We start from the raw sequence: 21650 nt of genomic DNA, 5'->3' as shown, positions 1-21650 counted from the left end.
CAAAGCGGAGCCCGGATCAGGCAAGCCCGCGCGGCGTTTGAGCGAAGCCCAAATCCGCCATCCCGAAGGGATCAACCAGATTTGCTATGATCCCATCCAGGCGCCGGCCTAGCGGGCGGTGCCGGCCGCGGACGACGCCGGTCGGCTGAACCCCGGACGGCGCCGGACCCGGCCCATCGGCCGGGCTCGGGGCCGCTCGGGTCTCATTGCAGGTGGAACGCGCCGGAGACCGCGCTCAACTCGGCCGGCTTGATCAGGCGGCTGTGCATGACCCGCACCGAGTGGAGCGGGCCGTCCAGGCGCTCCTGCCAGAACGCCAGGAACCGCTGCAATTCGGGGAAGCGGGGGAAGAGATCGAGCTGCTGCCAGATGAAGGTCTGGAGCAGATGCGGGTGATCCGGCAGGTGATACAGGATCTCGGCCGTGGTCAGACCGTATCCTTCGAGCCGACGGCGAAACTCCGATGACAGGGCCATGCATCCACCTCCTCGACGCAGGGTGACCCGACGTGGTCCCGGGCCGGAGCGTGGGGGCTTCGACCGGGGCGGCACGCCGTGAGGGCGCCCGACCCTGAGCGGAACGGGCAAGCTGTCCGAGCAACAACGATGCCGTCAAGCTTGCCGGGTGGCGGATGTCCGCGGCCCGGCCACCGTCGATCCGTCGTCCGGGCCGCCGGGAGGCGCTGGGGGCCTACTCCTTCGGGCGTTCGGCCCCCAGCGCCTCCGTGGTCACCCGCAGGCCCGCGACCGAGGCCGCCATCGCGACTTTGATCGCGACGCCGCCCAGGCGCTGGGCGAGACCGTGGGCTCCGCGGCTTGCGACCGCCCCCGCGAGAAGCTCCCGAGAGAAGATGTCCGCAGGGTCCCAGCGGCTTCCCGCTGTGGGTCGCCCGCTGATCGCGCCGGGCGCGATTCGCGGTGCCCCGCAAGTCCCGGCAGGATTGGCGGAAAGCGTCTCTCGGCGTGGCTGATCTTCGAAGAATCTTCCGGCGCCCGGGACAAAGAAAGAAATCCGTTTCGGCCAAGCTCCGCTATACGATGGATACGATATCCAGACGGAGCGGGTGGATGGCCGAGACTCTCGACAGGCGCGGGTTCCTGAAACTGTCGGCGGTGCTCGCCGCCGGGTCGGCGGCCGGGTTCTCCTGCATCGAGGTGGCGCGCGCCGCCCCCCTTGAGGTCCCGACGGTCGACGCGCTGAGCCTGCGCGTCCTGATCGATTCCGCGCACGACCAGTTCCTGAAGCCCGTCACGGTCCAGGGCGTGCGGCACCAGCCGCCGGGCAATGGCCGCGGCGCCGATTACCGCAAGGTGCTGCACAATCAGTGGGGCCTCTCGCTCTTCGCGGAATCGAAGAGCGGGGACGACGCCCGCACCATCCTGCTCGATTTCGGCTACAGCCCCGAGGCCCTGCTCAACAACATCGAGATCCTGAAGGTCGACCCGACCAAGGTCGATGCGCTGATCGTCAGCCATGGGCATCACGACCATTACGGCGGCCTGACCGGCTTCCTCGACCGCTATCGCGACGGGCTCTCGCCCGACCTGAAGCTCTATGCCGGCGGCGAGGACAATTTCTGCCACCGGCTCTCCCCGAGCGGGGTGCAGGGCCAGTTCACCGATTTCGGCCAGCTCGACCGTCGCGAACTGACCGCGCGCCGCATCGCCACCGTGTTGTGCGAGGCGCCCACCGTGGTCGCCGGCCACGCCTTCACCACCGGCCCGATCAAGCGCCGCTCGTCCGAGCGCATCCTGCCCAACACCTTCGTCGAGCGCGGGATCAAGGACGGGCTCGGCTGCGACGCCACCCACTATTCGCCGGCCGAACTCCAGGGGAAGGTCATCCCGGACGAGCACGTCCACGAACACGCCACCTGCTATCATGTGCGCGGCAAGGGCCTCGTGGTGATCTCCTCCTGCGGCCATGTCGGCATCGTCAATTCGGTGCGGCAGGCGCAGGAGGTGTCGGGCGTCGAGAAGGTGCACGCCATCGTCGGCGGCTTCCATCTCGGGCCCGCGCCCAAGGACTACCTCAGTCAGGTCGTCGCCGAGATCGGCACGCTGAAGCCCGACGTGGTGATCCCGATGCATTGCAGCGGCCTGAACTTCGCCCTCGAGGCGCAGGCGCAGATGCCCGATCACGTCATCGTCCCGACCACCGGCAGCCGGCTCACCTTCGGTGCGTAGGCGCGTCTCCGCCGCGCGCCTCGCGGGTCTCGCTCTTGCCGTCCTCGCCGCGGGCCCGACGTGGGCCGAGGCGCCGCCGCGCTCGGCCGCCGCGCTGATGGACGTGCTGATGTGGAACCGCGAGCCGGTCGGCGGGCCGTTCGCGCTGATCGATCAGGACGGGCGCCCCCGCACCGACGCGGACCTGCGCGGCCAGCTCGTGATCCTCACCTTCGGCTATACCGGCTGCCCCGATGTCTGCCCGACCGATCTGATGGAGATCGCCCGGGCCTTGACCCTGCTGGGCGAGGCCGGGGCGGCGATCCAGCCCGTCTTCATCACCCTGGACCCGGACCGGGACACGCCGGCCCTCCTGGCCGAGTTCGTCCCGAGCTTCCATCCGCGCCTGATCGGCCTGACCGGCAGCGCGGCGGCGATCGGCCAGGCGGCCGCGGCCTACAAGGTCTTCCATGAGAAGGTCGTGCGGGCGGACGGCACCTCCGCCATCGACCACTCGGCCTTCGTCTACCTCCTCGACCGCAGCGGCGCCTATCTGGGCTTCTTCCCGCCCGGCACCTCGGCCGAGCGGATGCTGACGATCCTCCGCCCACATCTCGAATCGCGCTGACGGGTGCGGCGCCCGCTCGCATCGGCCCGAGAGGTGGAGCCCCTCTCGGACACGGGGATCGCGCCGGGATCCGAGATCCCGGGCGCGTCCCTAGGGCATGCCGATCGGGCTCAGCCGCGCGAGCGGCACCCCGCCGGGGGCACCCTGGAGGAGCGCGAGGCAGCGCTGCTTGATCGCCGTGAAGCGCGGATCGGTGATCAGGCCGCGGTCGCGGGGGCGGCCGAAGGCTAGGGGGATGTCGTCGAGGATGCGCCCCGGACGCGGCGTCATGACGATGAGCCGGTCGGCGAGGAACAGGGCCTCGTCGATGTCGTGCGTCACGAACAGGATCGTGGTGCGGTGGCGCGTCCAGATGTCGAGAAGCAGTTCCTGCATCGTCAGCCGGGTCTGCGCATCGAGCGCCCCGAACGGCTCGTCCATCAGCAGAACCCGGGGCTGGTTGATCAGCGCGCGGGCAATCTCGACCCGCTGCTGCATGCCGCCCGACAGTTCCGCCGGGTAAGCCTCGACGAAGTCGGAGAGCCCGACCTGGGCCAGCAGCGCCCGCGCCCGCTCCCGGCGTTCCGCCCGGCCGACGCCCGACATCTTCGAGCCGAAGGCGACGTTGTCGAGGACGCTGAGCCAGGGAAACAGCGTGTGCTGCTGGAAGACGATGCCGCGGTCGGGATGCGGGCCGGTGACCGCCTGCCCGTCGAGGCTGACGCTGCCGCGCGACAGGGCGAGATGGCCGGCCACCGCGCCGAGCAGGGTCGATTTCCCGCAGCCCGAGGGCCCGAGGATGCAGACGAACTGCCGGGCCGGGATGTCGAGGCCGATGTTCTCGACCACGTCGAAGGCGGCGGCACCCCGACCGAGGCGGATCGCGCCGCCCCGGATGGCGACGTGCCCGTCGGCTGCCGGGAGGCCGGCCCATGCGGCGCCCGCGCTCATCGCTGCGCTCCCGCGCCGATCCACGGCGTCGCCCGCTCGCCGAGCCAGCGCACGACGAGGCTCGATCCCATCCCGAGGAGGCCGATCAGCAGCATGCCGACGACGATGTCGTCGTAGTTCTGCAAGGTGTAGGATTCCCAGGTGAAGTAGCCGATCCCGTACTGGCCGGAGATCATCTCGGCGGTCACGAGGCAGAACCACGCCGTGCCCATGCCGATCGCGGCCCCCGTCACGATGCTGGGGGCCGCCCCCGGAAGGATCACCTCGCGCAGGATCGCGGTGTCGCCCGCACCGAGGCTGCGCGCGGCGGCCACCAGCCGGGGATGGACCGATTCCACCCCGTGCACGGTGTTGAGCAGGATCGGGAACAGCGCCCCCGTGAAGGTGATGAACGCCATCGAGACCTCGGAGGACGGGAACATCAGGATCGCGAGCGGGATCCAGGCCACCGCCGGGATCGGCCGCAGCACTTCGAGCGGCGGCAGCAGGAGGTCGCGGGCGAGCCGGGAGCGGCCGATGGCGAGACCGAGGGCGATGCCGGTTCCGAGCGCGGCGAGGAAGCCCGACAGCACCCGCACGAGGCTCGCGCCGAGATGGGTCGGGAGCAGGGGCGCGTGGAGCAGAGCCCAGGCGGCCTGCGCCGCCGCCGCCGGGGTCGGCACGTTGCGGAAGGTGACGAGGCCGAGATCGAGCCGGTGGCTCGCCGCGAGGTGCCAGGCCGCGAGGCTCAGAGCCAGAGCGAGGCCGCGCCGGGCGAGGCGCCCGAGCGGCAGGGTTCGGGGGCTGCGGGCCCGGATCGCCGGCCCCCGTGCCCCGCGGATCGGCGGGGCCGTCTCGATCGCCGACGCGCTTATGGATCCGCTCATGGGTCCGCTCATGGGTCCGCTCCCAGTTCCGCTCATCGGGCCGAGAGCTGGGTGTGGCTGGCCCGCGCCGCGGCGAAGTCGAGCACCTCGCCGCCCTGGGCGGTGGCGTAGCCCTGCGCGTCGCCCTTGAGCAGGAAGGCGCTCAGGGCGCCCTTCGGATCGCGCACGTACCAGGCCTGCGTGGCGAACAGCTTGATGCCGGTGCCGCGATCCTGCGCGTAGACCGCGCGGGCCTCGCGGCCCTGGCGTTCGAGCTCGGCGAGGGCCGCGAAGGCCGTCTCCGGCGCGGCGTAGGGGCGGACCTTGGCCTCGCCGCGAACCCAGACCTGCGCGACCCGGGACGCATCGGTGATCGGCTGGCCGGTGGCGGCATCGTTCGCCCGCAGCGGCAGCGGGGCCTCGTCCTTCAACCGCGCCGCGTAGTCGAGCCCGGCCTCCGCCGTGGCCGCGCGGAGGAAGCGGTCCTCGACGAAGCGGTCGAGGTCGATGTCGGAATCGGCTTTCTTCAGGAGCTTGAGGGTCGCGAAGGAGGTCTTCACCGCCTGCCGGTACGCGGGCTTCCACGTGAGGTCGCGGGTCTGCAGGCCCAGCGGTCCGTGGAACAGGTAGGCGACCTCCGCCTCGATGCCGGTCACCCGCTCGATCAGCTCGGAATAGCGTTCCGGCTCGGCGGCGATCAGCCGGTCCGCCTCGATCGCGGCGCGCAGATAGGCGGTGACGATCTCGGGGTGCTTCTCGGCATAGTCGCCGTCGGCGAGCGCGCCGTGGAAGGTCGGGGCATCGGCCTGCGCGCCGTCGTAGATCTTGCGGGCGAAGCCGCGCCAGGGGAACAGCTCGGCGAAGGGCACGAAGTCGGCATGGGCCTCGATCTTGTTGGCGAGCAGCGCCGCCCCGGCCACCTCCGGCGCCTGGGTGATGATCGTGACGTCGCGGCCCGGCTCCCAGCCCTGCGCCGTCACCGCCCGCAGGAGCAGCCCGTGCGCCGTGGAGGCGAAGGGCACCGAGATCGTCTTGCCCTTGAGGTCGGCGAAGGACTGGACGGGGGATTCCTTGGGCACGACGATGCCGTTGCCGCTGCCGCGCAGGCTGCCCGAGAGCACCGCGATGAACCGCGAGCGGCGACCGGCCTTGGCGAAGGCGTAGCCGTTGAGCGAGCCGGGGAAATCCGCCATCGCCCCGAGATCGAGCTTGCCCGCCACCATCTCGTTGGTGAGCGGCGCCCCGCTGGTGAAGTTGCGCCACTGGATGTCGTAGGTCACGTCCTTGTACCGGCCGTCGCGGGGCAGGAATTTTTCGAGGAGCTTCAGCTCGCGGATCAGCAGCCCGCCGGTGGCGCAGTTGATCGTGGTGTCCTGCGTGCCGATGGCGACCCGGATGGTCTCGGCCCGAAGGGCGACGGGTGCCGCCGCGCCGAGCGCGGTCGCCGTCAGGAGCAGGGCGGCGAGGCGGCGGGTGAGCGGGAAGCGATGGGTCACCGGGGGCTCCGTGGGCGGTTGCGTCGACCGCTCAGGACGACGGCGACGCTGCGGATGTGCCGTCCCGAATGTGGCGGCGGCCAGCAATTAATTTCGTCGCCAGGGTCAGTTGTGCGGTGATGAGCCGTGATAATTGGCGGTCTGGAAGTCTATGCTCGAAAAAAGCCGCACGGTAGAAGGATGTGTTCAATCGAGTGACTGATTTGGAATTGCTCTCAAGCGACGGAGGCCGATAATCGAACCGGGCGACGGGTCGGTCCCCGGACGCGTTCCCGAGGTTCCCTCCGATGTCGTCGGCTCCGCTCCCGCTGCCCGAACCCCGCCGCCCGGCGCCGCTGATCGCCAGCGCGCTGTTCCTCAGCGAGACGGTCGAGGGACTCGACGACGGCGCGAGCTTCCTCGACGGGCTGACCCCTGCCGAGATCGCCCGGGTGCGCGCCGCCGGCCGGACGCTGAGCCTCGCGCCCGGCGAGAGCGTGTTCACGCAAGGGGCGCCGCACGAGGGCATCTTCCTCATTGAGGAAGGCCGGGTGCGGGTGTTCTATTCCGGCCCTTCCGGGCGGCAGGTGACGCTCGCCTACTGGACGCCCGGCCACTTCATCGGTGGCCCGAGCATCCATGGCGGCGGCTGCCATCAATGGTCGGGGGTCGCGATCGAGCCGGTGCGCGTCACCGTGCTGTCGAGCGCGACGCTTCGCAGCCTGGTGCGCCAGATGCCGGGCTTCGCGCTCTGCCTCATCGCGGCCCTCGAGGCCAAGGGCCGCTGCTACACCGCGATGGCGCAGATGCTCGGCACCCGCTCCGTGATCGAGCGGCTGGCGCAACTGCTCCTCAACCTCGGCGACCTCTACGGCACGCCCGAGAACGGCACGGTCGTCATCCGCCGCCGCATCACCCATGACGAATTGGCCGCGCTGGTCGGCTCGACCCGGCAATGGGTGACGATGATGCTCAAGCGGTTCCAGCGCGAGGGGATCGTGGCGATCGACGCCGCGCATATCCGCCTGATGCGGCCCAGTCGGCTTCAGGAGATCGTGCTGACGGACGGCTGACGCCGGTTCCCTCGACGCAAGGCCGGCGCACGCCGCGAACCCGCCCCTACGGCAGAGCCAGGGGTGGGTTCGCGGCGTCGCGTTCGGCCCGGTCGCGGAAGCCTATCGGCTTCCGAAGCCGGTCTGATCGCGCTCGACGGCCTTCAAGGCGCTTTCATACGCCTTGGCTTCGCTGGGGAAGGATCGGTCCGACCGCTCGGTCAGCTTCCCATGCTTCCTGAGGGCCCAGCCAAACTGACCCTCGGGCTTCTTCAGCGGCTCGACCGTGATGGAATAGGGGTGCGGGATATCGCTCGTCATGGGCGCTGTATCGCACGACCAAGCCGCCGCCGCCAGGACGGGGCGCGCTTTGCAGGGCTGTGGCGGCGCGAAAAAATTCGCGCGGAGGGAGTGCCGGCCCGGGTTGGGGGCGCCGGGGCGCCCGGATTCCGAACGCGAAGGCCGAGGCGCGGGCTGTCCCGCACCCCGAGCCCGGGCTCTTGGGTCCGGCGAACCCGTGACCCACGGCATGGCGCCCCGATCAGTCCTCCGCTGCCATGAAGGGCTGGCCGGCATCCGCCAGGGCCCGGTCGACGGCCTCGATCGCCAACAGGACGCGGGTCAGATCCTCGGCCATCGACACGGGCGCCAGATCGATCCCGGCCATCCGCCGCGCAATCGCGTTGCGTTGCCGGGACAGAGCCGCGCGCGCGCCGGTCAGATCCTTGAGTTCAGATGCATTCATGCGTCGGCCCGTTCCTTCCTCAACCGCATCCCTGGCCTTTCCGGTTCTCGGCGCTGAACGCGACGCCGGCGGCGTCGAGGGCGGCCATCCTGCGCGCGTTCGGGGCCGCCTCCCGTTCGAGGCGTACGCCGATACACGGCGCGCCGCTGACGGCCGCAGGATCGCGCACGCCCCTCCGAGAGCGGTGCGAAGCATCTTGCACGGAATGACCCGCCGTCCGAGCCCTGATGCGATGTCCGCCGAGGGGCGATCGACGCCCGGTCGTTCCCGATCTCCGCGGCGGGCGGATGTTCGCCGCCCTGATGGACGCCGGGAATGCGCGCGCTCGCGGTTTCAAGCCGGTCGAGCAAGGGCGCGCGGAATAGGCTTCCGGGCCCGCATCGCGCGAAGGGCCGAGGCGATCGCTGGGGGGGTGTGTGGCCCCCTGATCGGCCCCCGGGGCCATGCGTCAAATGGGCTGACGCTTCAGCGGGTTGGTTGGAGCGGGCGATCGGGATCGAACCGACGACATTCAGCTTGGGAAGCGCAGGTAAGCCACTGATTTATAATGCTCTTGTTCCTCGTCGCAAAGCGACGAAGGGAACGGAAAGTGGATACCAAAAAGACGAACGCCGCTGCGGGGGTAGGAGCCCGCAACGGCGCTGATCAAAGCGGCTCTGAGAAAAAATCCGGTTGTACGCTTAGGCCAGCTATCGCTGTCCGGGCAAGCCAAGTTGTCGCGCTGATCGACCGAGAGGGCCATGGTGCAGGCCTTTTTTGTGGTCGCCCCGCCGTGCGCAGCTTCCTGGGAGGAGATTGGGCATGACCAACTTCCGCACCACCGCTACCGTCTGGAAGAACAACACAGAGGAGGTCCGCCTCTGCGTCATCAACGGCGCCGTCTACCAACTCGTCGATATGCAGGTGTTCTTGACGATCGGTCGCCGACACGAGGAGTTTTCGCAAGCAATCGCAGACAAAATCAAGGCCGCATATGGCCGCAACACCGCCGGTTGGGATGGGCTGTCATGAGGCGGGGTCGGCGCATTGCCTTCAACCACATCGCCGACGCTGCCCGGAGTAGCGCCGACGCGGTCGTGACTCGATGGCTCCCGGATGGGCGTCGCGAGGGACGCGAGTGGGTCGCCCGGAACCCCAAGCGAGGGGACAGCCAGCCAGGCTCCTTCAAGGTCAATCTCAGCACCGGCCGCTGGGGTGACTTCGCCACGGGCGACAAGGGCGGCGACCTGATCGCGCTCGCCGCCTTCCTCTTCGACCTGAAGCAAGACGAGGCGGCCCGTAGCGTCGCCGTGATGGTAGGCGTCGACGCGTATGAGTAACAACCCTTTCGCCCCCCTCAACAGCGCTGCTGCCCCAAGGTTTGCCGCCAAGCTCGCCCCACCGGCCGATTTCCTCTCCGTCATGCCCGTGCCGAAGGGTGCACCGGCATTCCCCAAGCAGCACCCGAGTCATGGGGAGCCGGTACATCGCTGGCCCTACTTCGACGCGAGCGGTGGGCTGCTGGGCTACGCCTGCCGCTTCGTACGCGCGGATGGCAGCAAGACCTATCAGCCGCTCACCCTGTTCCGGGAGACGGCCAGCGGCGCTCTCAAGTGGAAGTGGAAGGGATGGACGGAGCCCCGTCCCCTCTACGGCCTCGACAGGCTCGCGGCCCGGCCTGGGGCGCTGGTCGTGCTGTGCGAGGGAGAGAAGGCGGCCGATGCTGCCGGCGAGCTGGTGCCCGATTGCGTGGCCGTCACTAGCCCCAACGGCAGTAAGAGCGCCGGCAAGGCCGACTGGAGGATGCTTCGTGGCCGCCGCGTCGTGATCTGGCCCGACGCCGACGCCCCCGGTCTCGCCTATGCCTCGGCCGCCGCGGAGCTGATCCTCGTGGCCGGCGCTGCATCGCTCGCGCAGATCGAGCCGCCCACCGGGATCGCCGAGGGTTGGGACGCTGCCGATGCCCTGGCCGAGGGATGGTCGCAGGAGCGCGCCCTGAGCCTCGTCGCGGGCGCGCGCCCGATCGGATGGGCCGAAACCCTGACGCCGATCCCGATGCCCTCGGTGGCCACCCCGGCGCTCGTAGCGGACGATGGCGGCAAGCGCGGCCCCGGCCGGCCACCCTGGCACGATACCCTTCTCGCCCTGACGGCCGAGTTCGAGCTGTGGCACACCCCGAAGAAAATGACGTTCGCCTCGATCCTGATGCCGGAGGGACACCGTGAGAACTGGCGCCTGTCCTCCGAAGCGTTCGCCCGGCACATCAGCCTCAAGGCATTCGAGGACACGGGTCGCGTGCCCTCCGAGGCCGCGATCAAGGAAACGGTCCGCATCCTGGAGGCGAAGGCCATCGCCTACGGCCCATGCCGCAAGGAATGGCTGCGCGTCGGCCAGCGGGACGGAAACCTCTATCTGGACCTGGGCTGTGACCGCTGGCGCGCGGTCGAGGTCTCACCGCGTGGGGTGCAGATCCTCGACAGCCATGACCTGCCCTTCGTGCGGCCGGAGGGGATGCAGCCCCTCCCGGAGCCGGAGTTCGGTTCGGAGCGCGGCATCGATGAGCTGCGCCCCTTCGTCAACGTCAGTACAGAAGCCGACTTTCACCTGATCGTGGCCTGGGTGCTCGGCGCGATGCGCGACGCCGAGGAATACCCGTTGCTAATCCTGAACGGCGAGCAAGGAACCGGGAAATCGACCTTGAGCCGCCTTCTGCGCTCCATCGTCGATCCGCATGCGGTCGACATCCTGTCACCCCCGAAGGAGGACCGCGACCTTTTCGTGCTGGCGCAGCACACCCATCTCGTCGCCCTCGACAACCTGTCGAAGGTCGAGAACTGGATGTCGGACAGCCTCTGCATCCTGGCCACGGGCGGCGCGCTGGCCTCGCGCTCGATGTACACCAACGACGGCCTCTCCATCCTGGAGGCCAAGCGGCCGGTGATCCTCAACGGTATCCCGACCCTGGCCGACCGGCCAGACCTCGCCCAACGCTCCATCACCGTGCGGCTGCGCCCCGTACCGGAGGAGGAGCGCACCACCTCGGCGGACATCCGGCGGGCCTGGGCGGAGGCCGCCCCGCGCGTCCTCGGGACGATCCTCGAAGCCCTCTCCACCGGCTTGCGCGAGGTCGAGGGGATCAAGCTCGACAAGCTGCCCCGCATGGCCGGCTTCGCCCGGTTCATGGTCGCCGCGGCCCCTGGCCTCGGCCTCGACGGAGCCGCCCTGTATGAAGCCTACAGCGCCAACCAAACCGAGCTTGCCAACACCGCCTTCGAGAACAACCCGGTCGCCGCCGCGGTAGTCGCCTTCATGAATGGGGTGCTGGGCGACGCGTGGCGCGGGACACCGACTGAGCTGCTCGAGTGCCTGTCGGACCCGGCGGTAACCACCGATCGGACCCGCAACAGCTTCGGGTGGCCCAAGACCCCGCAGGCCGTCGGAACGGCGATGGCACGCATTGCCCCTGCCCTGCGCGCTCGCGGGATCGACGCACAGCAGCGGAAGTCCGGCAAGATGTTCTGGGAGATCCGCAAGACCTGACTAGCTCCGGTTTTGGTTGGTCCTGCCTTCCTCTCTCCCCCGCTCCCCCTTCGCTCCTGGGGCCGCACGCCTTCCACACGAAATGCAGGGGGGAAGAGCGGCTGCGCGCAGCCGGCTCGGTCCAACGGGTCCTTCCTGGTCGGTGGTGCATCTGCGGGTGGAAAGCATCCGAAATGTCTTCAGTGATGCACCGCCGAGGTGAGGGCTAACAGAGGCTAACAGGCCACCGCGTCAAGCGGGTCCCTCCCGGCCAATGGCGTCTCTGCGGTCGGAAGGCATCCGAGATCCCTCTAGTGACACGGTCCCAAAACGAGGGTTGACGGGGTTGACGCCCGGGCCCGGGAACGGGGCTCCGAGTATCCTGCGAACACCGAGCCCATCTCTGTGCAACCGCAGGTCAGCCCAGCAGCTAGCTCGGCCTGAGCCTCCAGCATTTTGGCGACGGGGCCTGATGCAGGGCTTGGTGCCGGAAGGCTTGGAATAGGGTGGCCGGCGGAAGGCCGCGGAAGGCTAAGGGGATCAGCTAAATGTCTGATTTGACATCGCTTGGAAGGCTTGGGTGGGCTTGGAAGGCCGTTTCTCCCTTTCAGGTGGAAAAATAGAAGAAGGGAGAAGAGAGCCGACCAAGCCGGCGCCTCCAGAGGGCGTGCGGATGGGCCGACGGGGGCCCCCGGGGGAGAGATAGAGGAGGGGATATAATTAGAGGGGTGGCTGACGGAGCCCGCCGGGGCCTCCTAGGCCGCCGACGGTCGGAATTCAGCAAGAGAAGGCAAAGGCTTATGTTGGCGACAGAGCCTTCCAACCCGCGAAATTTTAGCCTGCCCAAGCCTTCCAGGCCCACCCAAGCTGCTGACAACACCGAGGGCCCCGCGCCTATCCCTCAGCTGGTACTGCCTTCTTTTCTGGCAACAGTTTTTCTGGCCTGCTGCCGGTTTGGTGGACACCGTCCTAAGCTAATTGGGCTCGGTTTTCAAACTCGACAGGGCTGAGGTAGCCCAAGGTCGAGTGCCGCCGGGCCGGGTTGTAGAAGCGTTCGATATAGTCGAACACATCGGCCCGAGCCTCGTCCCGGGTCCGGTAGGTCCGTCGGGCCGTGCGCTCGGTCTTCAGCGAGGAGAAGAAGCTCTCCATCGCCGCGTTGTCCCACACGTTGCCCGACCGGCTCATCGAGCAGGTCACGCCGTGCTCGGCCATCTGACGCTGGAAGGCTTCACTCGTGTATTGCGAGCCCTGGTCCGAGTGATGCAGCAAGGCATCCGGCTTGCCCCTGCGCCAGATCGCCATGACGAGCGCATCCGTGACGAGTTGAGCCGTCATGCCGGTCTGCATCGACCAGCCCACGACACGGCGCGAGAACAGGTCGATGACGGCGGCGACGTAGAGCCAGCCCTCGGCGGTCCAGATATACGTGAAGTCGGCGATCCATTTCCGGTTCGGGGCGTCGGCCGCGAATCGCCGTTCCAAGAGATTGGGCGAAGCGGCAGCCCGGTCACCTTCATCCTTCGGTAGCCCGCGTCGGCGCGGTCGCGCTCAAGGCGTTCTGGAGCATAATCCGCTCGATGCGGTGCAGCCCGCACGAGACACCCTCGGCCAACACATCGCGCCAGACGCGCCTCGCGCCGTAGGTGCGGTCGCTGGCCACGAAGCTCGCGTGGGCCTTGCTCAGGATGGCTTCGTCGTCCCGTGTGCGTTGGCTGGGCTGCCGGGTGAGCCAAGCGTGGAAGCCGGAGCGCGAGACACCGAGCGCCGCGCACATCCACGCGACCGGTCAGACAGCGCGATGCTTTGCGATGAACGCGAACTTCATATCGCGTCCCTCGCAAAGTATGCGGCGGCCTTTTTTAGGATATCACGCTCCGCCTTCAGACGAGCGACCTCCTTGCGCAGGCAATCGATCTCGATCTGCTCGGGCTTCATCTGCCCTTGACCGGGAAAAGCGTGCTGGGGATCGGCCGCCGCCTGCTTCACCCACCGGTGCAGCATCGACTCGTGAACATCGAGATCGTGCGCGGCCTGCGCGACACTGACACCACGTTCCCGAACCAGTCGAACCGCCTCGATCTTGAACTCACGTCCGAACTTGCGAGGCTGCATGGAGCACCTCCGGCTTCACCATCACACCTAAACCGGGTGTCCGGGAAACCAGCAGCAGGCCAATTCGGCGCTCGGCTACGGGCTGCATCATTCCGAAGCTGCCGCTGCCATTCGCATAAGGGCGGCTTACGGAACCCGCCTCCAGGCCGCTGATCAAAGCTGAAGGGCTGCGGGGCGTCCGTCGGGGCACAGCCCCGAGACTCGCTGACCTCAACCCCCTTCGTTTCAACCGCGGCGAGGTTCCTCGTGCGCCGTTCCGTCTCACACGATCAGGAAGTCGGCCGCGGTGAGCGCGGCCTTGTTGTCGAACACGGCAACTTTCACCTTCGCGCCGCTCCCCGAGCCGTCGGCGTCGTAGAACAGCTCGCCGGTCGACTGCTTGTAGAGGATGCGATCGCTCGCATCGACTGAGCTGACGCTGATGTTCTTGAACGCCGTCGGATCGAGTTCCCCCGTCGCCAGGGTCGTGAAGATGCTCTTCGACAGCTGAATCGTGTCCTCGGAGGCGAAATCGGTGATGCGGTCGATGTTGCCCGTCCCCGCCCAGTTGGCGAAGACGAAGGTGTCGGCGCCGCCTCGGCCGGTCAGAACATCGTCGCCCCAGCCGCCATTGAGAACGTTGGCGCCGCCGTTGCCGATGAGCGTCTGGTTGAGCGAATTACCGGTCAGGTCGATGGCCCGATCGCCGGCCGCCAGCAGGACGCGCAGTTCCTCGATCTCCTGGCCGGCGGTGAGGGTGTAGCTCACAAAAGCCGCGACGGAGTCCTTGCCTCCACCCTTGGTCTCGACGATCTGGTCGCCAGCATTGTCGACGATGTAGGTGTCGTTGCCGGTGCCACCGATCAGGGTGTCGGCACCGGCTCCACCATCGAGCGTATCGGCTCCCGCCCCGCCATCGAGAATGTTGACACCGCCATTGCCTTTGAGGATCTGCGCGAACTCGTTGCCGGTCAGGTTGATGGCGCGATCCCCCGCGCTCCAGGCGACCCGCAGTTCCTCGATCTCCTGGCCAGCGGCGAGGGTGTAGCTCGCTGCCGCGGCGACGGTGTCCCGCCCGCCGCCGATCGCCTCGATCACCTGGTCGCCGGCCTCGTCGACGGTGTAGCTGTCGTTCCCGCCCAGGCCTGTGGCACTGGACGTGCCGTGTGTGAGCAGGAAGCTATTGCTGCCCGCCGTCCCCAGACCCGACCCGGTCACCTCGAATGTCAGCGTGCTCGTCTGCCCAAGCGCGCCGTCGAACACGCCGTAGGTGAAGGTGTCGGTCACGACCTCGCCGACGGCCACGCCGCCTTCACCGGTGGCCGCGTAGGCATAGTGGCCGTCGGCGTTCAGAGTGAGCGTGCCGTAGCGTCCGATGACCTGGCTCTCCCCGTCGAAGGCGGGGGGATTGGTGCCGGTGCCCGCCCCGACCGCGGTGACGCTGAGCGTGTCGCCGTCGGAATCGCTGTCGTTGGCGAGCAGGTTGCCGCTGGCGGTCAGGCGCTGCGTGACGCCGAGGATGTCGGCGGTCGGGCTGGGGGCGTCGTTGGTGCCGGTGAGGGTGACGGTAGTGGTGCCGGTGGCGGTCATGGCGCCGCTGCCGCCATCGGAGAAGCGCCAGGCGATCGCGACCGAGGTCGGGGGCGCGTCGGCGGTGTTGGCATAGGTCACCGCTCGCGCGACGGCCGTGACGAGGGCCGAGGTCGCTACGTTCGTGCCGGTGAACTGGATGACGAGGCTCCCGTCCGCGTCGGTGAAGGTCGCGAAGGTGTCGCCGCCGATGGTCTCCAGGGTATGGCCCGCGACGACGAAGCCGGCGGGGTCGAAGCCGAACACGTCCTGGGCGTGGGCGCCGCCGCTGCGGGCGAGCGTGAGTTCGGCGCCGGCATAATCGCCCAGCCCGCCATTGAGCGCGTCGAGTTCGAGATCGGCGATGGCGACGTCGGTGTCGAGGCGGATGGCAGGGTCGCCCTCGGTGAAGCGGACGCTGCCCCCGAGGGTGTCGATGGCGCCGAAGCTTGTGTCGAGCGTGCCGTCGACGTTGTAGCGCACCACCGCGAAGTCGTTGCCGCTGCCGCTGCCATAGCCATACCCCGCGACGACGATCTTGCCGTCGGCCTGCACCATGACACTGCGGCCCTCATCGTACGACGCACCGACGGGTGTGAGGATCTTGCCGCCGGTGCCGAAGCCGGTGTCGAGACTGCCGTCAACGTTGTAACGCACCACCGCGAAGTCGGCATCGCCGCCGCTGCCATAGCCATTTCCAGCAACGACGATCTTACCGTCGGTCTGCACCGTGACACTGTAGGCGAAGTCGTCCGACGTGCCGACGGGTGTGAGGATGGTGCCGCCGTCACCGAAGCTGGTGTCGAGCGTGCCGTCGGCGTTGTAGCGCACCACCCCAAAGTCGGCACTGTCGTTGATGCCATAGCCATACCCGGCGACGACGATCTTGCCGTCGGCCTGCACTGTGACACTCCGGCCCTCAACGCTCGACGTGCCGACGGGTGTGAAGATCTTGCCGTCTGTGCCGAAGCTGGTGTCGAGCGTGCCGTCGGCGTTGTAGCGCACCACCGCAAAATCGTAGCTGCCGTTGCTGCCCCAGCCTTGCCCAGCGACTACGATTTTGCCGTCGGCCTGCAGCATCGCACTATAGGCGGTATCCCACGACGCGCCGACGGGTGTGAGGATCTTGCCGGTACCGCCTCCAGCAAACGTTGGTGCATTGTTGGTCAGAATCGGTGCCACGGCCTAACCCCCTCGCGCCTTTTCGGCGCATTAAATCATGGTGATGGCTACTATGATTGCGAGTAAAAATCAAATTTCCATCCTTGATCTATCTTGAAATACATCATCCTCGTATTTAAAGTTTTCATATCTGAGCGCGCTTTATTATCTGGTTTTGATTTTCAGTGATTCAATATTTTTATTACGAAAACTAAGGAGATCCATTACCCCAGCCATGCCACTCATCCCATTTTGTCCTGCCATGGTGGGAGGCTCGGCTTTGCCCGACACAATAACGTCGGCGTAGCTTTGCCGAGTGTCCATTTTGGGGCGCATTCCGTGCGGGCAAGGTTCATCACCACCGCGGCTGAGCTAGAGGCCGATATGGTCCACCTCATAGACGTTTCAGGGCACCGCGATGCCCGCACCGTCGTCGGCGACATCCGCCAAGCGAACGCCTCCAAGGATCACGCGGGCAGGGATTGCTTGTAGGGCGAGGCGATCGCAATGACCGCCTCGGCTCCTGCGCCTCAAACGATGAGGAAGTCGACCGCCGTAAGCGCGGCCTTGTTGTCTAGGACGGCAACCTTCACCTTCGCGCCGCTCCCCGAGCCGTCGGCGTCGTAGAACAGCTCGCCGGTCGACTGCTTGTAGAGGATGCGATCGCTCGCATCGACTGAGCTGACGCTAATGTTCTTGAACGCCGTCGGATCGAGTTCCCCCGTCGCCAGGGTCGTGAAGATGCTCTTCGACAGCTGAATCGTGTCCTCGGAGGCGAAATCGGTGATGCGATCGATGTTTCCCGTCCCCGGCCCGTTGGCGAAGACGAAGGTATCGGCGCCGCCCCGGCCGGTCAGAACGTCGTTGCCCCAGCCACCGTTGAGGACGTTGGCGCCGCTATTGCCGATCAGCGTCTGGTTGAGCGAGTTGCCAGTGAGGTCGATCGCCCGGTCACCGGCCGACGAGAGAACCCGCAATTCCTCGATCTCCTGACCGGCGGCGAGGGTGTAGCTCACCCCAGTCGCGACAGAGTCCCAACCTCCACCTTTGCTCTCGACGATCTGGTCGCCCGCATTGTCGACGATGTAGGTGTCGCTGCCGGCCCCGCCGATCAGGGTGTCGGCGCCCGCGCCGCCGTCCACCCGGTTGGCGCCATCGTTACCCCGAATGGTCTGCGCGAACTCGTTGCCGGTCAGGCTGATCGCTCGATCTCCGGCCGACGAGAGAACCCGCAACTCCTCAATCTCCTGGCCGGCCGCGAGGGTGTAGTTCACGCCCACGGCGACCGCGTCCCGGCCGCCACCCGCCGCCTCGACCACCCGGTCGCCCGCATTGTCGACGATGTAGGTGTCGTTGCCGGCCCCGCCGATCATTTCGTCGCTGCCGACGCCACCGTCGAGTACGTTGTTTCCGGCATTGCCGACGAGTGTGTTGGCGAACTCGTTGCCGGTGAGTGTGAGGGCGGCCGTACCCTTGGAATCAGCCGTCTGTAGGACCTCGATCTGCTGGCCCATAGCGAGCCGGTAACTGACCGAAGTGACAATCGTGTCGCGGCCCTCGCCAGCCATTTCCACGACGCGGTCAGCGGCGTTATCGATGATGTAGGTGTCATTCCCGAGATAACCCACGAGCGTGTCGGCACCACCGCGGCCGTTGAGTATGTTGTGGCCGTCATTGCCGGTGATGGTCTGGGCGAACTCATTGCCGGTCAAATTGATGGCGTCAGTACCAAAATCGTCATTGGTGGAAAGAAATTCGATCTCCTGACCGGCAGCAAGGGCATAGCTGACCAACGTTTGAACGTCGTCCCTGCCCTCGCCCTTGGCCTCAATCACCCGGTCTTCGGCTCGGTTGACGAGATAGCTGTCGTCGCCCTTGCGACCGGTCAAGATGTCGATGCCGTCACCTCCGAACAGGACGTTGTTCGCGCTGTTGCCAGTGAGCCGGCGGGCGATCGCTCCGGTATCGCCGGCCAGTCCCTCGACGTTCGAGCCTTCGGTCAACGTCCAATCGCCCGCGGCGTAGATGACATCGAAGCCGCCATCGGCCGCCTCGATGATCTGATCGGCCGCGTCGACGACGTAATAGTGGTCGTTGCCTGCTCCGCCCTCGAGGCGGTTACCTCCGCCGTCGCTGTGTAGGCTGTTGCTCAGCTCGTTGCCCTTGAGGGTGATGCCGCGGGCAGCCGCGTAGAGGGCCTCGACGGTTTGACCCGCGGCGAGCGACCAACTCACGGAGGCATAGACGCTATCGTAATCGTCCTGCGGAGAACTCTCGAACACGCGGTCGCCAGCATGATCGACGATGTAAGTGTCGTTCCCACCGTCGCCTTGCATGGTGTCCGCGCCGGCCCCGCCATCGAGGCGATCCAAGCCCTCACCACCGTTGAGGCTGTCGTTGCCTGCCCCAGTGGTGACGGTGTCGTTGCCTGCCCCAGCAGTGATGCTCCAGTTCGCCGTCGCATGGCTGAGCGTGACGGTGTCTGCGCCCGACGAGGTAGCGAGGGATCCACCGAAGGCGGCCAGGAAGTTGGCGCCGATCGTCCCGGCCGTGGTGACCGTCACGTCACCCCTGCTGCCGAAGGCACTGCCCACGTCGGTGAAGCCGTTCAACTGAGCAGCGGTCAGGACCACGCCGCTGGCCACCCGTAGGTGCTCGATGTTGGTGATCGTGGTGGCCGTCAGGTCCGTGCCGTTGATCTGCAGGGTGTCGTCGCCAGCCTCGCCATCGAGGATGTCGGTTCCCGAGCCGCCGATGATCGTATCGTTGCCCGTGCCACCCCGCGCCGTCAGCCCGGTGCCTACGGCACGGTACTGGTAGCCGATCTGCAGCTGATCGTCGCCGTCGCCGCCATCCAGGCTGCTGCCGGCATCGCCTTCTTCCAGGGTGTCATTGCCGACACCGCCAGTCAGGACGTCGATCCCGGCATCTCCGCGCAGGAAGTCGTTACCTGCGCCGCCTGACAGAACGTCGTTGCCCTCGCCGCCATAGAGGATGTCAACGCCAGCGCCTGAGGTAACCGTGTCGTTGCCTGCCCCGGTAGTGATGCTCCACTGCACCGTCGAATGACCGAGCGTGACGGTGTCTGCGCCCGACGAGGTAGCGAGGGATCCACCGAAGGCGGCCAGGAAGTTGGCGCCGATCGTCCCGGCCGTGGTGACCGTCACGTCACCCCTGCTGCCGAAGGCACTGCCCACGTCGGTGAAGCCGTTCAACTGAGCAGCGGTCAGGACCACGCCGCTGGCCACCCGTAGGTGCTCGATGTTGGTGATCGTGGTGGCCGTCAGGTCCGTGCCGTTGATCTGCAGGGTGTCGTCGCCAGCCCCGCCGTCGAGGATGTCGGTTCCCGAGCCGCCGATGATCGTATCGTTGCCCGTGCCACCCCGCGCCGTCAGCCCGGTGCCTACGGCACGGTACTGGTAGCCGATCTGCAACTGATCGTCGCCGTCGCCGCCATCCAGGCTGCTGCCGGCATCGCCTTCTTCCAGGGTGTCATTGCCGACACCGCCATTCAGGACGTCGATCCCGGCATCTCCGCGCAGGAAGTCGTTACCTGCGCCGCCTGACAGGACGTCGTTGCCCTCGCCACCATAAAGCGATCCTCCACCGTACGGAAAGTCATTGTCTCCGAACGAAATGTAACTATTGCCATTATAGTACTTTGTTGGTGAAATTGCCGTAAGAGAGTCATTGCCGCCCAATCCGAATATCGCTCCAACTATTTCATAATAATTTATTCCATGTTGGGTTCTTACATAATAAATACCCGTAGAGGCTGTGTCAGCGCCTTCTGTAAGCATTCGATGACTATATGTGAAAGCGTTCGACATAACGCAGCCCTATGGCATGTTTTAGAACAGGGCTTGTGCCCCCCCCCCCCCCAGAGGTACAATATTAGCTGGATTTACAAAAAAACCAATCTGGAAAGCGTAGTTGCTCAATGAGTGTGACTTTGCAGTCGCAGCATGAAGAAGTCAAATTTTAGACCTGAATGATACTCTATCATTCCACTGCCTTTACCATGCTGAATTCGAAACACTATTTCGCAAGATGATTGTATGAAATATTTTTGCCGGAACGACGCATTTGTCCTTGCGGCGATATAGATTTCATATTGATTTTTCCTTCTAAAGAAGATCAAAGTTATTATGATCGTGCTCAAGTTTGATAATAGAAACAGGAGGCGGATGGATAAAGAGGAGCACCGCAGCATGAATCGGCTCACCGAGGCCGGTCCTATTAAGTGTGCCTCAACGAGACGATGTTGTGGGACACCGCAGGCCATTTAAGATCGGATCGATGCGGCCTACGATCAGAAAGGAGGCACCCGCTCGCGACCCATGCGAGACACTCTGCCTGCGGGCCACGGTAGCTCAGATGTATGCGAGTTGCGGCACCCGCAATTAATTGCGCGTCATGCTGGAAGCCGGCAGGCTCGTTTCACGCTGGCCGTCGAGATCCCAAAATGTGCGGCCGTAACCGCGATGGTGGCATTGTTCTCTTCGCGCCATGCGGCCACGGAGCGGTCGTCGATCACCTTCTTCAGCCCGAGAGCCTTACCCTCAGCCTTCGCGCGCTCGATGCCGGCCAACTGCCGAGCCTTGCTGTTGGCGCGCTCCAACTCGGCCACGGCGGCCAGCATCGTGAGCATGGCCTTGCCGATCGGGGTGGAGAGATCGAAGCCCTCGCGCAGGCTTACGATCGCGACGCCCTTCGCCTGAAGGGCCTCGACGGTGGCGAGGACATCAAGGGTGTTGCGCCCCAGACGGTCGATGGCACCGACGATCAGAGTGTCGCCCTTGCGGACGTACTTGAACAGCTCCGAGAAGCCCGGTCGCTCCAGAGCGCGCACAGCCCCGGACACACCCTCGTCGGCGAACCACTCCTCGACCTGGTAGCGTTGCTCGATGCTGTGCCGCTGAGCCTCGACGCTCTGGTCGCCCGTGCTGACCCTGACGTACCCGATCGCCGACATCCCGTCCTGTCCTGTCCTGGCTCAAAAGGTGTGGCTCAGGACGTGACGGGTGGCTCAGAACAAATCAACACCTTTGAGCCACCTTTGAAGGCTGCACCGTGCCCTGGCTCACAGGGTGTACCTTCTGAGCCAAGCGGGCATCCCAATGGCTGGGTTTCGCCCCTTACGGATGTCGCGTCCTAACCTAGAAGCGGACGTTCGGCTTTGGCATCTCCCGTAGTTCTTCGGCGCCGCAGTAGCGCTCAATGAAAGCTGACGCTCCTCAAGGCCTGCCCACGTGAGCCAATCCGAGAGGGTTCGGGGCCGTGTGGGGTGCTGTAGGTCGCTCTCTTCCGGTGGGACGATCCCCGCAGGTGCGGGGGAGCCGTCCACGCCCCGCGCCCGCCGCTGCAAAGCGCGGGTCGATCCCCGCAGGTGCGGGGGAGCCGCCTTCAGGGCTGTCAAACAGCGTTGAACATTGACCCTGGATCGGCGTCGAACTTTGACCCCCTGTTTGGGTATGGCGGGACGCCC

16 protein-coding genes and 1 pseudogene are annotated in these 21650 nt (G+C 66.5%); 6 read left to right on the top strand and 11 right to left on the bottom strand.

What is annotated here, in order from left to right:
* Nucleotides 1-203 precede the first annotated feature (203 nt).
* Nucleotides 204-476 (bottom strand): usg protein, encoded by a 273-nt coding sequence (locus LW587_RS20895; RefSeq protein WP_232631516.1) that lies wholly within the window; start codon nucleotides 474-476, stop codon nucleotides 204-206.
* 591 nt (nucleotides 477-1067) lie between these two features.
* Here LW587_RS20895 and LW587_RS20890 point away from each other — a divergent pair.
* Together LW587_RS20890 and LW587_RS20885 are read left to right on the top strand one after the other, a co-directional pair.
* Nucleotides 1068-2186, top strand: a complete 1119-nt coding sequence (locus tag LW587_RS20890; RefSeq protein ID WP_232631515.1) for an MBL fold metallo-hydrolase — start codon at nucleotides 1068-1070, stop codon at nucleotides 2184-2186.
* Nucleotides 2179-2793, top strand: coding sequence for an SCO family protein (locus LW587_RS20885; RefSeq protein ID WP_232631514.1), 615 nt, complete (start codon nucleotides 2179-2181; stop codon nucleotides 2791-2793). The genes LW587_RS20890 and LW587_RS20885 overlap by 8 nt, the downstream gene beginning before the upstream one ends.
* A 90-nt stretch (nucleotides 2794-2883) precedes the next feature.
* Here the strand turns inward: LW587_RS20885 and LW587_RS20880 are convergent, their stop codons facing one another.
* From LW587_RS20880 to LW587_RS20870, 3 genes are read right to left on the bottom strand one after another with little or no spacing between them, the layout of a single operon-like run.
* Nucleotides 2884-3723: an ABC transporter ATP-binding protein gene (locus LW587_RS20880; RefSeq protein ID WP_232631513.1), complete on the bottom strand. Its 840-nt coding sequence runs from the start codon at nucleotides 3721-3723 to the stop codon at nucleotides 2884-2886.
* Nucleotides 3720-4589, bottom strand: coding sequence for an ABC transporter permease (locus tag LW587_RS20875; RefSeq protein ID WP_232631512.1), 870 nt, complete (start codon nucleotides 4587-4589; stop codon nucleotides 3720-3722). Before LW587_RS20875 ends, LW587_RS20880 begins: the two co-directional genes overlap by 4 nt.
* A 32-nt stretch (nucleotides 4590-4621) precedes the next feature.
* Nucleotides 4622-6064: an ABC transporter substrate-binding protein gene (locus LW587_RS20870; protein ID WP_232631511.1), complete on the bottom strand. Its 1443-nt coding sequence runs from the start codon at nucleotides 6062-6064 to the stop codon at nucleotides 4622-4624.
* Between the two features lie 287 nt (nucleotides 6065-6351).
* On the opposite strand from LW587_RS20870, the gene LW587_RS20865 reads away from it, so the two are divergent.
* Nucleotides 6352-7116, top strand: a complete 765-nt coding sequence (locus tag LW587_RS20865) for a Crp/Fnr family transcriptional regulator (protein ID WP_232631510.1) — start codon at nucleotides 6352-6354, stop codon at nucleotides 7114-7116.
* Between the two features lie 102 nt (nucleotides 7117-7218).
* On the opposite strand, the gene LW587_RS20860 is transcribed toward LW587_RS20865, so the two are convergent.
* From LW587_RS20860 to LW587_RS20850, 3 genes are all read right to left on the bottom strand, one after another.
* On the bottom strand, nucleotides 7219-7416 hold the full coding sequence (locus tag LW587_RS20860; protein WP_232631509.1) for a hypothetical protein: 198 nt from the start codon (nucleotides 7414-7416) through the stop codon (nucleotides 7219-7221).
* A gap of 220 nt (nucleotides 7417-7636) precedes the next feature.
* The gene (locus LW587_RS20855; protein WP_232631508.1) at nucleotides 7637-7840 is read right to left on the bottom strand and encodes a hypothetical protein; all 204 of its coding nucleotides are present in this window, start codon (nucleotides 7838-7840) and stop codon (nucleotides 7637-7639) included.
* Nucleotides 7841-8351: 511 nt separating this feature from the next.
* Nucleotides 8352-8582, bottom strand: coding sequence for a hypothetical protein (locus tag LW587_RS20850; RefSeq protein WP_232631507.1), 231 nt, complete (start codon nucleotides 8580-8582; stop codon nucleotides 8352-8354).
* 59 nt (nucleotides 8583-8641) lie between these two features.
* Here LW587_RS20850 and LW587_RS20845 point away from each other — a divergent pair, with 59 nt between their 5' ends.
* From LW587_RS20845 to LW587_RS20835, 3 genes are all read left to right on the top strand, one after another.
* Nucleotides 8642-8851 carry a hypothetical protein gene (locus LW587_RS20845; protein WP_232631506.1) on the top strand — a complete coding sequence of 70 codons (210 nt, stop codon included), beginning with the start codon at nucleotides 8642-8644 and terminating at the stop codon, nucleotides 8849-8851.
* A 65-nt stretch (nucleotides 8852-8916) separates the two neighbouring features.
* The gene (locus LW587_RS20840) at nucleotides 8917-9159 is read left to right on the top strand and encodes a hypothetical protein (RefSeq protein ID WP_332839849.1); all 243 of its coding nucleotides are present in this window, start codon (nucleotides 8917-8919) and stop codon (nucleotides 9157-9159) included.
* Nucleotides 9152-11359 (top strand): hypothetical protein, encoded by a 2208-nt coding sequence (locus LW587_RS20835; protein ID WP_232631504.1) that lies wholly within the window; start codon nucleotides 9152-9154, stop codon nucleotides 11357-11359. The genes LW587_RS20840 and LW587_RS20835 overlap by 8 nt, the downstream gene beginning before the upstream one ends.
* A 948-nt stretch (nucleotides 11360-12307) precedes the next feature.
* Here LW587_RS20835 and LW587_RS20830 read toward each other — a convergent pair.
* From LW587_RS20830 to LW587_RS20815, 4 genes and pseudogenes are all read right to left on the bottom strand, one after another.
* A pseudogene (locus tag LW587_RS20830) lies at nucleotides 12308-13453 on the bottom strand (IS3 family transposase).
* 261 nt (nucleotides 13454-13714) lie between these two features.
* Nucleotides 13715-16183 carry an Ig-like domain-containing protein gene (locus LW587_RS20825; protein WP_269780358.1) on the bottom strand — a complete coding sequence of 823 codons (2469 nt, stop codon included), beginning with the start codon at nucleotides 16181-16183 and terminating at the stop codon, nucleotides 13715-13717.
* Between the two features lie 509 nt (nucleotides 16184-16692).
* Nucleotides 16693-19863 (bottom strand): beta strand repeat-containing protein, encoded by a 3171-nt coding sequence (locus LW587_RS20820; RefSeq protein ID WP_232631502.1) that lies wholly within the window; start codon nucleotides 19861-19863, stop codon nucleotides 16693-16695.
* A 713-nt stretch (nucleotides 19864-20576) separates the two neighbouring features.
* Entirely contained in the window at nucleotides 20577-21137 is a 561-nt protein-coding gene (locus tag LW587_RS20815) for a recombinase family protein (RefSeq protein WP_232631501.1), read from the bottom strand.
* Nucleotides 21138-21650: the final 513 nt, after the last annotated feature.

This window comes from Methylobacterium sp. Leaf118, from assembly GCF_920984675.1.
Lineage (GTDB): Bacteria > Pseudomonadota > Alphaproteobacteria > Rhizobiales > Beijerinckiaceae > Methylobacterium.
This window is presented reverse-complemented; position numbering and strand designations above follow the sequence as displayed.

Coding starts and splice junctions, on each gene's coding strand:
- LW587_RS20835 (WP_232631504.1), top strand. CDS start 9,152: ATGAGTAACAACCCTTTCGCCCCCCTCAACAGCGCTGCTGCCCCAAGG.
- LW587_RS20880 (WP_232631513.1), bottom strand. CDS start 3,723: ATGAGCGCGGGCGCCGCATGGGCCGGCCTCCCGGCAGCCGACGGGCAC.
- LW587_RS20845 (WP_232631506.1), top strand. CDS start 8,642: ATGACCAACTTCCGCACCACCGCTACCGTCTGGAAGAACAACACAGAG.
- LW587_RS20890 (WP_232631515.1), top strand. CDS start 1,068: ATGGCCGAGACTCTCGACAGGCGCGGGTTCCTGAAACTGTCGGCGGTG.
- LW587_RS20860 (WP_232631509.1), bottom strand. CDS start 7,416: ATGACGAGCGATATCCCGCACCCCTATTCCATCACGGTCGAGCCGCTG.
- LW587_RS20895 (WP_232631516.1), bottom strand. CDS start 476: ATGGCCCTGTCATCGGAGTTTCGCCGTCGGCTCGAAGGATACGGTCTG.
- LW587_RS20865 (WP_232631510.1), top strand. CDS start 6,352: ATGTCGTCGGCTCCGCTCCCGCTGCCCGAACCCCGCCGCCCGGCGCCG.
- LW587_RS20815 (WP_232631501.1), bottom strand. CDS start 21,137: ATGTCGGCGATCGGGTACGTCAGGGTCAGCACGGGCGACCAGAGCGTC.
- LW587_RS20850 (WP_232631507.1), bottom strand. CDS start 8,582: ATGGCCCTCTCGGTCGATCAGCGCGACAACTTGGCTTGCCCGGACAGC.
- LW587_RS20875 (WP_232631512.1), bottom strand. CDS start 4,589: ATGAGCGGATCCATAAGCGCGTCGGCGATCGAGACGGCCCCGCCGATC.
- LW587_RS20855 (WP_232631508.1), bottom strand. CDS start 7,840: ATGAATGCATCTGAACTCAAGGATCTGACCGGCGCGCGCGCGGCTCTG.